Annotated in this window: 11 protein-coding genes; 9 read left to right on the forward strand and 2 right to left on the reverse strand. The window is 67.2% G+C overall.

Annotated elements, in window-relative coordinates; all coding sequences use genetic code 11:
- From C100_RS25565 to C100_RS25575, 3 genes are all read left to right on the forward strand, one after another.
- Window positions 1–866 (forward strand): DUF58 domain-containing protein (locus C100_RS25565; protein ID WP_031308385.1); only part of this gene is annotated, 866 nt, incomplete at its 5' end.
- Window positions 863–1,894, forward strand: a complete 1,032-nt coding sequence (locus C100_RS25570) for a stage II sporulation protein M (protein WP_024017843.1) — start codon at window positions 863–865, stop codon at window positions 1,892–1,894. The genes C100_RS25565 and C100_RS25570, both read left to right, overlap by 4 nt.
- Window positions 1,878–2,759, forward strand: coding sequence for an RDD family protein (locus C100_RS25575; RefSeq protein WP_024017844.1), 882 nt, complete (start codon window positions 1,878–1,880; stop codon window positions 2,757–2,759). The genes C100_RS25570 and C100_RS25575 overlap by 17 nt, the downstream gene beginning before the upstream one ends.
- A 65-nt stretch (window positions 2,760–2,824) precedes the next feature.
- Here C100_RS25575 and C100_RS47660 read toward each other — a convergent pair whose 3' ends face one another.
- Window positions 2,825–3,187, reverse strand: coding sequence for a PilZ domain-containing protein (locus C100_RS47660; protein WP_024017845.1), 363 nt, complete (start codon window positions 3,185–3,187; stop codon window positions 2,825–2,827).
- Between the two features lie 225 nt (window positions 3,188–3,412).
- Between C100_RS47660 and C100_RS25585 the strand changes: the two genes are divergently transcribed.
- From C100_RS25585 to C100_RS25610, 6 genes are all read left to right on the forward strand, one after another.
- Window positions 3,413–3,922: an RNA polymerase sigma factor gene (locus tag C100_RS25585; RefSeq protein WP_024017846.1), complete on the forward strand. Its 510-nt coding sequence runs from the start codon at window positions 3,413–3,415 to the stop codon at window positions 3,920–3,922.
- A gap of 8 nt (window positions 3,923–3,930) precedes the next feature.
- Window positions 3,931–4,842: a FecR family protein gene (locus C100_RS25590; RefSeq protein WP_024017847.1), complete on the forward strand. Its 912-nt coding sequence runs from the start codon at window positions 3,931–3,933 to the stop codon at window positions 4,840–4,842.
- A gap of 90 nt (window positions 4,843–4,932) precedes the next feature.
- Window positions 4,933–7,818 (forward strand): TonB-dependent receptor, encoded by a 2,886-nt coding sequence (locus C100_RS25595; protein ID WP_037529338.1) that lies wholly within the window; start codon window positions 4,933–4,935, stop codon window positions 7,816–7,818.
- Window positions 7,818–9,065, forward strand: coding sequence for a histidine-type phosphatase (locus C100_RS25600; protein WP_024017849.1), 1,248 nt, complete (start codon window positions 7,818–7,820; stop codon window positions 9,063–9,065). The genes C100_RS25595 and C100_RS25600 overlap by 1 nt, the downstream gene beginning before the upstream one ends.
- Window positions 9,066–9,168: 103 nt before the next feature.
- The gene (locus tag C100_RS25605) at window positions 9,169–11,568 is read left to right on the forward strand and encodes a membrane-bound PQQ-dependent dehydrogenase, glucose/quinate/shikimate family (protein WP_024017850.1); all 2,400 of its coding nucleotides are present in this window, start codon (window positions 9,169–9,171) and stop codon (window positions 11,566–11,568) included.
- 92 nt (window positions 11,569–11,660) lie between these two features.
- A complete protein-coding gene (locus C100_RS25610; RefSeq protein WP_024017851.1) occupies window positions 11,661–12,407 on the forward strand; it encodes an SDR family NAD(P)-dependent oxidoreductase in 747 nt (248 codons plus the stop codon).
- Window positions 12,408–12,487: 80 nt separating this feature from the next.
- Here the strand turns inward: C100_RS25610 and C100_RS25615 are convergent, their stop codons facing one another.
- On the reverse strand, window positions 12,488–12,706 hold the full coding sequence (locus C100_RS25615; protein ID WP_024017852.1) for a hypothetical protein: 219 nt from the start codon (window positions 12,704–12,706) through the stop codon (window positions 12,488–12,490).
- Between the last annotated feature and the right edge of the window lie 32 nt (window positions 12,707–12,738).

Here is a 12,738-nt window from a genome sequence, read left to right on the forward strand (position 1 = left end):
GGATCGTGCCGCTGGACGCGGCGATCGCGATCCTGCCCGACATTCGCCCGGTGCATGAGCGCGGCGCGCAGATTTTCCAGCGCCATGCGATCCAGGGACTGATGGCGCAGGTCGATCGCGGCGACGGCGCCGATTTCGATGCGCTGGTCGAATTCCGGTCCGGCATGGACCGGCGCGCGATCGACTGGAAACAGTCGGCCCGCCACGTCAAGCTGCACGCCAAGGAATTCCGGTCCGAGCGCAACAACCAGATCGTCTTCGCGGTCGATGCGGGGCGGCAGATGAGCGAGCCGGTGGCGGGCCTCAGCCGGTTGGACCGGGTGGTGTCGGCCATGTTGCTGACGGCATGGGTGGCGCTGAAACTGGGTGATCGGGTGGCGCTCCACGCCTTTGATTCGCGGCCGCGAATCGCCAGCGGGCTGGTGTCGGGCGCGGCGGCCTTTGGCGAGTTGCAGCGGCTGGCCGCGCGGATCGACTATAGCGGCGAGGAAACCAATTATACCCACGCGCTGACCACGCTCGCGACGCGGCTGACGCGCCGGTCGATGATCGTGCTGTTCACTGAGTTCACCGACCTCACATCCGCCGAATTCCTGGTCCGCGCCGCAGCCCGCCTGGTCGAGACCCATTTGCTGATGGTCGTCGTGCTGCGCGACGAGGAGCTGGAATCGATCCTCGACCGGCGGCCGCAAAGCGCCGACGATGTGACCCGCGCAGTCACGGCGGCGGCGTTGCTGAGGGACCGGCTGATGGTGCTGACCCGGCTGCGCCATCTGGGCGCGCATGTGATCGAGAGCGCGCATGACCAGGTGGCCGAGCGGCTGGTGCAGGGCTATGTCGATTTGAAGCGGAGGAACCTGTTGTGAGCGCGCTGGTCGAAGGCGCGGCCGCGCCGCTGGTCAATGCCAGCCGTTTCCGCGCCGCGCATGAGGCGGAATGGGACCGGCTGGACCAACTGGTGACCCGGATCGAGAAACGGTCGGTCCGCGCCTTGTCCGAAGATGATATATTGGCGCTGCCGCTGCTCTATCGGTCGGCGCTGTCGTCGCTGTCGGTGGCGCGGGAAACGTCGCTCGACCGGGCGCTCGTCACCTATCTGGAACAGCTTTGCACCCGCGCCTATTTCCAGCTCTACGGCGTGCCCGACACGGCGTTGCGGCAGCTTGGCGGCTTTCTGGCGCGCGACTGGCCGTCCGCCGTCCGCTCGCTCTGGCGCGAGACGCTGGCGTGCCTCATCCTGACGATCGCGGGCGCGGTCGCGGGCTGGTGGCTCGTCGCGACCGATCCGAGCTGGTATTACAGCATCATCCCCGACGCGATGGCGAGCGGGCGCGACCCGGCCGCCAGCGTGGAGACGCTGCGCGCCACCATCTATGGCAAGCAGGAGGGCGGCGCGCTGGCCACCTTCGCCGCCTATCTCTTCACCCATAACAGCCAGGTCGCGATCTTCGCCTTTGCGCTGGGTTTCGCCTTCACCGTGCCCACGGTGCTGCTGCTCGTCTATAACGGGCTGACCCTGGGGGCGATGCTGTGCCTGTTCGCGCAAAAGGGGCTGGGCCTCAATTTCCTGGGATGGCTGACCATCCATGGATCGACCGAGATGTTCGCGATCATCCTGGCGGGCGCGGCGGGCATGAAGATCGGCACCGCCGTCGCCTTTCCGGGGCGCGAGGCGCGGACCGAGGCGGCGGTGCTGGCCGGGCGCAAGGCGGCGGTCGCGATGGCGGGGGTGGTTCTGATGCTGATGGTGGCGGGCCTGCTGGAAGGGATTGGCCGCCAGACGGTGCAGGCGGATGCGATGCGATATGGCATCGGCTTGGCCGCGCTGGCCGGCTGGCTGGCCTATTATTATCTGCCGCGCCGGCGGGAGGGGCAAGATGCGCTGGCGGCGTAAGGCGCGGGGGCCGCGCGCGCCCAAATCGCTGCGGCGCAGCTTCGTCACGCCCGAGGGCGTCGACCTGCGCCTGGAACTGGCGAGCGCGGGCACGCGGGCATCGGCCTTCATCCTGGACATGCTGATCCTGTTGATCAGCCTGATCCTGACCACCGTCGCGATCGGCCTGCTGGGCATTGCCAAGGCGCGCGGCGAGCTGTTCATGGTCCTGTGGCTGATCGGCGCGTTCGTGCTGCGCAACGGCTGGTTCATCCTGTTCGAAATGGGCGGGCGCGGTGCGACGCCGGGCAAAAGGTTGCTGGGCCTGCGGGTGGTGGCGCGCGATGGCGGGCGGCTGACCGGCGGGGCGGTGATCGCCCGCAACGCGCTGCGCGAGATCGAAGTGTTCCTGCCGCTTTCCTTTCTGGCGATGCAGGCGGCGCAGGATATGGCGGACGGTTTCCTGACCATCTTCGCCCTGGCCTGGACTGGGATTTTCCTGTTTTTCCCGCTGTTCAACCGGGACCGGCTGCGCGTCGGCGACCTGTTGGCGGGCACATGGGTCGTGAACAATGTGCGGGCCAAGCTGGGCGCGGACCTGGTCGCGGCGCGGGCGGAACAACCGCGTCGCATCTTCACCGACGCGGCGCTCGACCTCTATGGCATCTACGAATTGCAGACGCTGGAAAATGTGCTGCGGGCCGGGCAGGAGGAGGCGATCGTCACCGTCGCCGCGACGATCCGGCGCAAGGCGGGGCTACCCGACGATGGCGATGACTATGCTTTCCTGTCCGATTATTATGCAGCGCTGTGCGCCCGGCTGGAGCGTGGAATGCTGGTTGGCCGGCGACGCGAGGACAAATATACGGCCACGGCGCGCCGCTGACCGGGCCGGGCGTCGGAACGGTTGGCGGGGCGCGGGTCAGAGCGACAACCGCGTCCGAGATGCCGTCAGCGGGTCGGTTCCAGCTTCTGGCGGGCGCTTTCGTTCATCAGATCCTGGAGACGCGCCGCGCCCTCCACATTGGTGCGGATGACCTGCCACGGATCGACGCTCTGGGCAAAACGCATCCCGCACAGGTCGCCGCGCGACCACATGATCCGCGATTCCATGTCCAGCCCCTTGGCCCGCAGGCGCACCGTGGTGCCGACGCGAAAGCCGAGCCGATGTTCGAGCAGGCAGCCGCCCGACGAAACGTCGCCGACGATGACCGTGCGGCTTTCCTCGCCGTCGATCAGCTCCGCCTCGAACGCGGTCACGAAACGGGGGTGACGCCGCCGGTCGAAATGCGCTGCGAGTTCAGTGATCGTCATTGTCCAGCACCTCCGAAAGCCGCGCGTCGCGACTGCCATAGCGTCGAGAAGGAAGCCTTGAGGCATCCGTCGGCGAGAGAATAAGCTTTCACAGGCAATCGTTAACAACTGGTAAGCGCACCGCCCGGCGGAGCGACGGACCGCCCGGCATTTGCGAGGATTGTCATTAAACTGACCCCGGCAGGTCATCAAACTTTCCAGCACGGCCCATAATTGCCGCCATCCATGGGCGATCGGGATATCAGCGAAACGCGTGGGACCGCCCCCGGCCGGCTATGGGCGGGCTGGGCCAGTCTGTTGGCGCAGGTCGAGCGGCTGACGCGGCGCGCGGACAGCGAAGACTTGCTGCACGACGCCTATGTCCGCATGGCCGCGCGCGCCGGTGCGCCGGACAATGAAGAAGCCTTTCTCGTCCGGGCGGCGGTCAACCGCGCGCGCGACGCCTATCGCCGGGAAAGGGTGCGCGGCGTGCAGGATTGCGAGGACGCGCTGGACCGGCTGCGTGACGAGGGGCCGATGCAGGATGAAGCGATCATCGCCAAAGCGCGGCTGAAACGGGTGAGCGAGGGGATCGACCGGTTGCCCCCGCGCACGCGCGAGGTTTTCTTGCTCCAGCGGATGGATAATCTTAAATATCGCGAGATTGCGGAAAAGCTGGGAATCAGCCAAAGCGCGGTCGAGAAGCATATGGCCAGGGCGATGACGTTCCTGAGCGAATGGACAAAGGATTGGTGAGCCCAGACATGACCGGCGAGCACGTTTCGAACCGGACTGCCGCCGAGTGGATTGCCAGGCTCAACGCGGACAGCAGGACCAGCGAGGACGATCAGGCGTTCCGCGCCTGGCTGGCGCAAAGCCCCGACAATGAAGCGGCGTTCGAGCGTGCGACCGACCTTTGGGCGATCGTGCCGGGCGCATCGGTCGCTCCCGCCGTGACGCGCACGCCCATTTTGTCGCGCCGCCGGGTGCTGGCCGCCGGCATTGCGACGGTGACGGGCGGCGGCGCGCTGGTCGCGGTCCAGTCCGCCTATGCCGGCACGCGGTACGAGACGGGCATCGGCGAGCAGCGCCATATCACGCTGGCCGAGGGATCGGCGCTGTTCCTGGACGCGGACACGCGGGTTCGGGTGATCGCCAGTCCGCAGCGCCGCCAGCTCTGGCTGCAACGTGGGCGCATCGCCCTGTCGGTGCGGCCCGCGCCGGTGCCGTTCACGGTGGAAGCGGGCAAGGGATCGCTGATCGCCGGGCCGGGCCGGTTCGACCTGCGGCGGGACGATGCGGACCGGCTGGCGCTCACCGCACTTTCCGGGAAGGCCGACGTCGCGATCGCCGGCGCGCGCCGCAGCCTGGAGACCGGCGAGCGCGTGCGGGCTGATGCCGCTGCGGCGTTGCAGGTCGATCGCCCCGACCCCGAAGCGACCCTGGCCTGGCAAAGCGGTCGCGCGGCATTCCATGAGGATCGGCTGGAAGCCGTGGCGGCCGAGGCCAATCGCTACAGCACCACGCGGTTGGTGATCGCCGACCCCCGCACGGCGGAATTGAGGGTCAGCGGCATGTACCGCATGGGAGACAATGTTGCGCTGGCCCAGGCGCTGTCGCAACTGCTGTCGATCCGTGCGCGCGAAGTCGACGGCGCGGTGTTGCTGGGCGGCTGAAAAAAATCTGCACGGGCAGGTGAGGTAGGACGCAGGTGGCGCGTCGAGGGAGCGCGGCGCCTTTGCCGCCATCCTTGGGGGGAAGTTTCCGTGACAGTTCACCGTTCGCGCCATCTGCGCCGCTCGCTCGTGCTTGGAGCAGCGCTGGCCGCGCTCTGCGCCGTGCCGACCCATGCGCAGGAGCGCAGCAAGACCATCCAGATCGCCGCACAGCCGCTTGGCCAGGCCTTTGAAACGCTCGCGCGCCAGACCGGCACCGACATTTTGTTCGCGCCCGGCGTCGTCGCGGGCATGACCGCGACCCCGGTGCAGGGCAAGATGGATGCCCGTTCCGCCGTGGAACGGATGATCGCGGGCAAGGGGCTGGCCGTGCGCCAGCAGCCCAATGGCGCGCTGCTGGTGATCGCCGCGCCTGCCGCCGCCCAGGACATGAGCGCGAGCGGGACGAGCGAGGCCGCGCCGGAAATCGTCGTTACCGGCTATGCCGCCAGCCTGTCGGGCGCGCTCGCGCAGAAGCGGGCCGCGACCAATGTCGTCGATGTCGTCAAGGCGGAGGATATCGGCAAGTTTCCCGCGCAGAACATTGCCGAGGCATTGCAGCGGGTGCCCGGCGTGTCGATCGTGCGTGACCGTGGCGAGGGCGTGTTTGTCCGCATTCGCGGCCTGGGCGCCAATTTCCAGGTGGTGACGCTGAACGGCAGGTCCGCCGCAGTGAACGAGAATGTGCGCGACAGCGGGCAGAGCGGACGCCAGTTCCGCTTCGACACCCTGCCGTCCGAACTCATGTCGGCGGTCGAAGTGGTGAAGAGCCCGCGCGCCGACCTGGCCGAAGGCGGCATCGGGGGCACCGTCAACCTCCAGACATTTCGCCCCATCGACCTGAAGAAGCCGGTCCTGTCCCTGTCCGCCACCGCCAGCTCCCCGCGCCTGGCCGACACGGTCGATCCCCGGTTGTCGGGCATGGCGAGCTGGGTGAATGACGCAGGCACGTTCGGCGCGCTGATCGCGGCGGTCTATGACGAACGCACGACCCGGCAGGACCGCATCACCGGCGTCGGCTGGGTCGAGGGACAGATCGACAGCGATGGCGACGGCGCGCTGGACGGCGACACGATCCTGGTGCCCAACAGCACCCGCCCGACGCTGGAGCGGGAGAACCGCCACCGCATCGGCCTGAACGGCGCGATCCAGTGGCGGCCGGACGATCATTTCGAACTCAATGTCGATGCGCTGTGGAGCAAGCTGAGCATCGACTATGACGAGCTGACCTACTCGACCGATTTTTCCGCCACCAAGGCGGGCGCGATCGTGCCGGGGACGGCGGTGGTCGAAAATGGCGTGCTGACCGCGGCGACCGTCGCCACATCCACCCAGATCGGGCGGGAGACGTCGACGCTGGACTATAAGAACTGGCTGATCGGCGCCAACGCCAAATGGTCGGCCAATGGCTGGACGATTGCCGCCGACGGCAGCATCGCGCGCGCCTATTCCAATACACCGACGCCCATTTATCGCACCCGCCTGCTCGGGGCGGTCGGCAATGTGTCGTTCGACTATGCCAAGGTCGGCGACCGCCTGCCCAATATCAGCTTCCTCGACGCCGATCTTTCGCAGGCCGAGACCCTGCCGGGCCGTCGGATCGAATATCGCGTCAACGATTCGCTGGACCGGCAGCGCGCCGCGACGCTGGATGTCGCCCGCGAACTGGACGGGCCGCTGCGCTCGCTGCGCGTCGGCGCCAAATATGAGAAGCGTGACCGCACCTATAATCGGCGCGACATCAATTTTACCGGCGGCATTGCCGGCCAATATTTCGATGACAGCTATTTCGAGGCCTTTCCCGTCGATGATTTCCTGAAGGGCGCGAGCGGCAGCCTGCCCCGCGCATGGCTGATGCCCGACCCGGACCGGTTCTGGGATGCGGCCACCGGCAAGGAGGCGCTGCTCGCCGCCGATCTGACGCGGGGCGACCGCCGCAACAGCTATGCGATCGACGAGCGGATTTTCGCCGGCTATGGCATGGCGACGTTCGAACTGCCGCTGGGCGGCGTGACCGTCCGGGGTGATGCCGGGGTGCGCTACGCCCACACCCGCCAGACATCGTCAGGCTATGCCGACAATGGCACCGTCGCGCTGCCGGTCCGTTATGAACGCAATTACGACAATGTCCTGCCGTCGCTCAATCTGGTGGCCGAATTCACGCGCAACCTGCAAATGCATCTCGCCGCGTCGAAGGTCATCACCCGGCCTTCGCTGGCGGACCTCGCCCCGCGTCTGACCATCAATTCCAACCCGACGGTGCTGACCGCGGTGGGCGGCAATCCCGAACTGCGCCCGTTCCAGGCCTGGCAATATGACGCGACGATGGAATGGTATTTCGCGCCGGGCAGCGCCCTGATCGGCGGCGCCTTCTACAAGGACATCACGACCTTCGTTTTCCAGCAGACGCGCAATTTCGACCTGGATGGCCAGACCTATCGCCTGACCGCTCCGCAAAATGGCGGCAACGCCTATGTCGCGGGGATCGAGATCGCCTATCAACAGCTGTTTCGGATGCTGCCTGCGCCATTCGATGGCCTGGGCTTCCAGGCCAACTATACCCACACGGCCAGCAAGGGCACCTATGCCACGTCGGACGGCACGACTTTCCGCGACGACCTGACCGATGTGGCGGCGGACAGTTTCAACCTGACCGCCTTCTATGAAAAGGGGCCGGTAGGCGCGCGGGCAAGCTATAGCTGGCGCGGCAAGGTGCTGCGCGACGTGGGCGGCGCGGGGCTGGCGGCCAATAACGACGCGGCCTTTGGCAGCCTGGACTTCGACATTTCCTACAAGGTGACGCCGAACGTGACGTTCGTCGTTCAGGGCATCAACGTCGCGGGCGGCGTGCAATGGCAATATGTCCGCGACAATCGCTTCGCGGGCTACACCGACTATGGCACGACATTGATGGCAGGCGTGCGGGCGCGCTTCTGATGCGGATCGCCCTGTTCGCGCTGCTGCTGGCGGGGTTCGTCCCGCCTGCGGCAGCGGCCGATGCGCCGGCCGACCGGCTGGAGCGGGTCGTCATCGTGATGCGGCATGGCGTGCGCAGCGCCATGTCCTCGCCCGAGGCGCTGGGCGAATATAGCGCCCGGCCCTGGCCGCATTTCGCCGTGCCGCCCGGCCATCTGACCGCGAACGGCGCGCGCCTCGTCACCATGCTGGGTGGCTGGTATCGCGATCACTATCGCACCGCAGGGCTGCTGGATGAGGACGACTGCAACGTCTATTATTGGGCGAACCGCACCCAGCGGACGGAGGCGACCGCCGCCGCGCTTGCCGCCGGGCTGACCCCCGGCTGCGCCGCCCCGGTGCATAGGGCGCCCGCCAGTCCCGACCCGCTGTTCGACGCGCCGTTGACTCCCCTCGCGCCGCCCGACGGTCCGCGCCTGCTGAAGGCGGTGCGGGCGCAGGCGGGTGGCGACCTCCACGCCTGGGATGCGCGCCAGCGCCCCGGCCGGGACCGGTTCGAGGCGTTGCTGCTGCAATGCGCCGCCACGCCCTGCACCGACCGGGAGCGCGGTCGCGCCAGGCGGACCTTGGCCGACACGCCGGTCGCGCTTGGGCTGGACGAGCAAGGGCATTTACGCGTCACGTCGCCCGCGCTTCAGGTCGCGGGGATCGCGGAGAGCCTGCTGATGGCCTATGCCGACGGCCTGTCCTTCGACGGGTGGCGCGGGATCGACGCGCGGACGATCGGCGCTGCGTTGCAGGTGCATGGGGCGGGCATTGCGCTGCGCACCCGGACGCCCGAAGTCGGCCGGCAGACCAGCAGCTATCTGGCGATGCGCCTGCTGGCCACGCTCCAGCGGGGGGCGGGCGTGCCGGTCCTGGCCGATCCGATTGGCGCGGACGAGAAGATCATCGTGCTGAGCGGTCATGACGGCACCGTGACGATGCTGGCGGGCCTGCTGGGGCTGGACTGGCATCTTGACGGCTATGGACCGGGGGAGGCCGCGCCGGGCGGCGGGCTGATTTTCGAACTGTGGCGGCGATCGGGCGATGACGGGCATTATGTGCGGCTGCGTTATGTCGCGCAGGGCCTGGACCAGATGCGTTACCGCCAGCCCCTGACAAGGCGCAGCCCGCCGCTGAGCGCTACATTGCAGCCCGCCTATTGCGCGCAGGACTGTTCGCTGGCGGCGTTCGCCGCAGGACTGATGACCCGCCTGGCGCCATGAGCGCGGCGCACGTGTTTCGGAGGAATCTCGCAGGGCAAGGAACCCATTCTCCAGTCAAGTTTTGTTGGGATTAACCCCCGGCAGACACAAAGGAGAAACAGAAATGGGCAGCGCGCATCCCGTTGCACGGCGATCCATCGCAGCGATCATTCTGGGCATCCTGATCGGGCTGATCGGCCTGGTGCTGACGATCGGCGGCGGCTGGCTGCTGGCGGTGGGCGGATCGGCCTATTATCTGCTCGCAGGGGTTGCGATGCTGGTCTCGGGCGTGCTGCTGTTTCGGGGGCGGATGGCAGGGGCATGGCTATATGGCGCGATATTCCTGGCCACGCTGATCTGGGCATTGTGGGAAGTGGGCCTTAGTCCCTGGGCGCTGGTGCCGCGGGTGGTGGCGCCGCTGGTCCTGCTGATCGCGGTCATGCTGGTCATGCCGACATTGACGCGCCGACCGGGCCGCTGGAAACTGGCGGGGATCGGCGTGGTCGGGACGCTGGTCGTGGCCGTCCTGTTTGGCTGGAGCATCGCTGGCAATTATATCCCGCCGGTCCAGGGCGGCCTGCCTGCTGACCGCTACGCCATGGCTGACCCCTCGCTGGGACGCGTGGGCGCCGACTGGCCCGCTTATGGCGGGACCAACAGCGCGCGCCGCTATTCGCCACTGGCGCAGATCACGCCGGACAATGTGGGGCAGCTCAAGCGCGCCTGGACGATCCACACGGGCGACCTGCCCAGTTCAAAGAATATCCGCGACACCTATGGCGCGGAGACGACGCCGCTCAAGATCGGCGATACGCTCTATCTCTGCACGCCCAAAAGCATGGTGCTGGCGCTCGATCCGGCAACGGGCCGGCAGAAATGGCGCTTCGACCCCGGCGTCAAGGATGAGGCCATTCCCTATACCGCCGCGTGCCGGGGCGTCAGCTATTATGCCGTGCCCGATGCCGCCGCCGACGCGCCCTGTGCCCAGCGGATCATCCTGGGCACGCTGGACGCGCGCATCATCGCGCTGGACGCGCGGACAGGCCGCCAGTGCCGCGACTTCGGCGAGAATGGCCAGGTGCGCATCACCGACGGCATGGGACAGGTGCGGCCCGGCTATGTCTCGATCAACTCGCCGCCCACCATCGTGCGCGGCGTGATCGTGACCGGGCATCAAGTGCTGGACGGGCAGGATCGCTGGGAGCCGTCAGGGGTCATCCAGGCCTATGACGCGACGACCGGCGACATGCGCTGGGCCTGGGACATGATGCATCCAGAACGCAGCGGACCGCCGCCAGCCGGCCAGACCTATGCCCGCGGGACGCCCAACATGTGGACGATCGCGTCGGGCGACGAGCAGTTGGGCCTGGTCTACCTGCCGATGGGCAATGCGTCGGCCGATTATTACAGCAGCCTGCGGCGCCCGCAGGAAAATCGCTATGCGACATCGCTGGTCGCGATCGATGTGACGACGGGCAAGCCGCGCTGGACGTTCCAGGCGGTGAAGAAGGATGTGTGGGACTACGACTTCGGCGCGCAGGCGACGCTGGTGGATTATCCCACGCCGCGCGGCCCGGTGCCGGCGATGGTCCTGCCCAGCAAGCAGGGCGACATCTATATCCTCGATCGCCGCACCGGCCAGCCGTTGACTCCGATCGGCCGGATCAAGGCGCCGGGCGGCGGCGTGGAACCGCAGGATCGCGCGCCGACGCAGCGCGTGTCGCTCTATCACGACCTGCGCAAGCCTGACCTGACCGAAAAGGACATGTGGGGCATGTCGCCGATCGACCAGATGATATGCCGCATCCAGTTCCGCAAGGCGAGCTACAAGGGCTTCTTCACGCCGCCCGAGGCGGACCGGCGCTCGATCGAATATCCCGGCTATAATGGCGGGACCGACTGGGGCGGGATTGCGGTCGATCCGGCGCGAGGGGTCATCGTCGCCAATTATAACGACATGCCCAATTATGTGCGGCTGGTCCCGCGCGCGGAAGCGAATGAACGGGGCTGGGCGCCGCGTGACCAGGCGCGCGGGCGGATTGGCGGCGCGGAAGGCGCGGGCGATCCCCAGGCGCACACCCCCTATGCGATCGACGTCAATGCCGGGTGGCGAATGAAATTCACCGGAATGCTGTGCAAGCAGCCCCCCTATGGCGGCATCCGCGCGATCGACCTGGCGACGGGGCGCACCATCTGGGACCGTCCGTTCGGCACGGCGCGCACCAATGGGCCGTTCGGCATCCCGTCCATGCTGCCGCTCACCATCGGGACGCCCAATAATGGCGGCGCGGTGGTGACGAAGAGCGGCCTGATCTTCATCGCCGCCGCCACCGACAATCTGGTCCGGGCGATCGACCTGCGCACCGGCAAGACATTGTGGACCGACACGCTGCCGGGCGGCGGGCAGGCGACGCCGATGACCTATAGCCAGAATGGCAAGCAATATCTGGTCATCATGGCGGGTGGTCATCACTTCATGGAGACGCCCGTCAGCGACGAACTGGTCGCCTATGCGCTGCCCTGAACGACCCGCGATATTGTATCCGGGTCACCGGCGCGCCACATAGGCGCGCGGCCGCGCCCCTTCCCGCGCGCACCTTCAGCCCAGGAGCCAATATGACCGACAGGACCGCCTTCATCACGGGAGCCACCGCAGGCATTGGCGAGGCGGCGGCGCGCGCCTTTGCAGAGGCGGGATGGCGGGTGATCGGCACCGGCCGCCGCGCCGACCGGTTGGAAAAGCTGGCGGCGCAAATCGGGCCGCAGATGCACAGCCTGACGTTCGACATGCGCGACGCGGCCGCGATCGATGCGGCTTTGCAGTCGCTGCCGGAAGGGTTCCGCGACATCGACCTGCTGGTTAACAATGCCGGGCTGGCGCTGGGCACAGCACCGGCGCAACAGGCCGACCTAGCCCAGTGGCAGCAGATGATCGACACCAATATCAGCGGCTTGGTCGCGATCACCCACAAGTTGCTGCCGCGCCTGGTCGAGCGGAAGGGGGCGATCATCAACCTGAGTTCCGTGGCGGCGACCTATCCCTATGGCGGCGGCAATGTCTATGGCGGCACCAAGGCGTTCGTGACTCAATTCTCGCTCAATCTGCGGACCGACCTGCACGGGACGGGCGTGCGCGTGACGTCGATCGAGCCGGGTATGGTCGAGACCGAATTCACGCTGGTGCGCACCGGCAGCCAGGCGGCGTCGGACGCGCTTTATGGCGATGCCCGCCCGATGACGGCGGATGACATTGCGCAGACCCTGCTATGGGTGGCGAACCAGCCGCCGCACCTGAATTTCAACCGGATCGAACTGATGCCGGTCACCCAGTCCCTTGCCGGCTTCCAGGTCGCGCGCGGCTGAGAGCGCGACAGAGCGCCGGCCGCCATGCCGGCACATGGCCGGGGCAACGCCTCGCCAAACTCCTCCCGACGATCACGCCGTCAGGCGCACAGACCTTCCTCATCTTCGACATGAAGGGGTTCTTCATCGCTCGAGAACAAATGCGGCTCGGTATGGGGCGGATGCGTACACGCGACATGCAGGGCCTCGGCATATAATTCCCACCATTGGGCGCCCAGCCGCCAAGGCATCTGCCAAGCATAGAGAAGTTCGGTCCAGCCATCATATGTGGGCTGATTTTCGGGTGCTGCGATAGTCATGCGTCTCGCCTCCATCGACTCGCTATGTCAGT

Source organism: Sphingobium sp. C100, from assembly GCF_000508185.1.
In the GTDB taxonomy this organism is placed as follows: domain Bacteria; phylum Pseudomonadota; class Alphaproteobacteria; order Sphingomonadales; family Sphingomonadaceae; genus Sphingobium.

Coding starts and splice junctions, on each gene's coding strand:
- C100_RS25575 (WP_024017844.1), top strand. CDS start 1,878: ATGCGCTGGCGGCGTAAGGCGCGGGGGCCGCGCGCGCCCAAATCGCTG.
- C100_RS47660 (WP_024017845.1), bottom strand. CDS start 3,187: ATGACGATCACTGAACTCGCAGCGCATTTCGACCGGCGGCGTCACCCC.
- C100_RS25585 (WP_024017846.1), top strand. CDS start 3,413: ATGGGCGATCGGGATATCAGCGAAACGCGTGGGACCGCCCCCGGCCGG.
- C100_RS25590 (WP_024017847.1), top strand. CDS start 3,931: ATGACCGGCGAGCACGTTTCGAACCGGACTGCCGCCGAGTGGATTGCC.
- C100_RS25600 (WP_024017849.1), top strand. CDS start 7,818: ATGCGGATCGCCCTGTTCGCGCTGCTGCTGGCGGGGTTCGTCCCGCCT.
- C100_RS25605 (WP_024017850.1), top strand. CDS start 9,169: ATGGGCAGCGCGCATCCCGTTGCACGGCGATCCATCGCAGCGATCATT.
- C100_RS25610 (WP_024017851.1), top strand. CDS start 11,661: ATGACCGACAGGACCGCCTTCATCACGGGAGCCACCGCAGGCATTGGC.
- C100_RS25615 (WP_024017852.1), bottom strand. CDS start 12,706: ATGACTATCGCAGCACCCGAAAATCAGCCCACATATGATGGCTGGACC.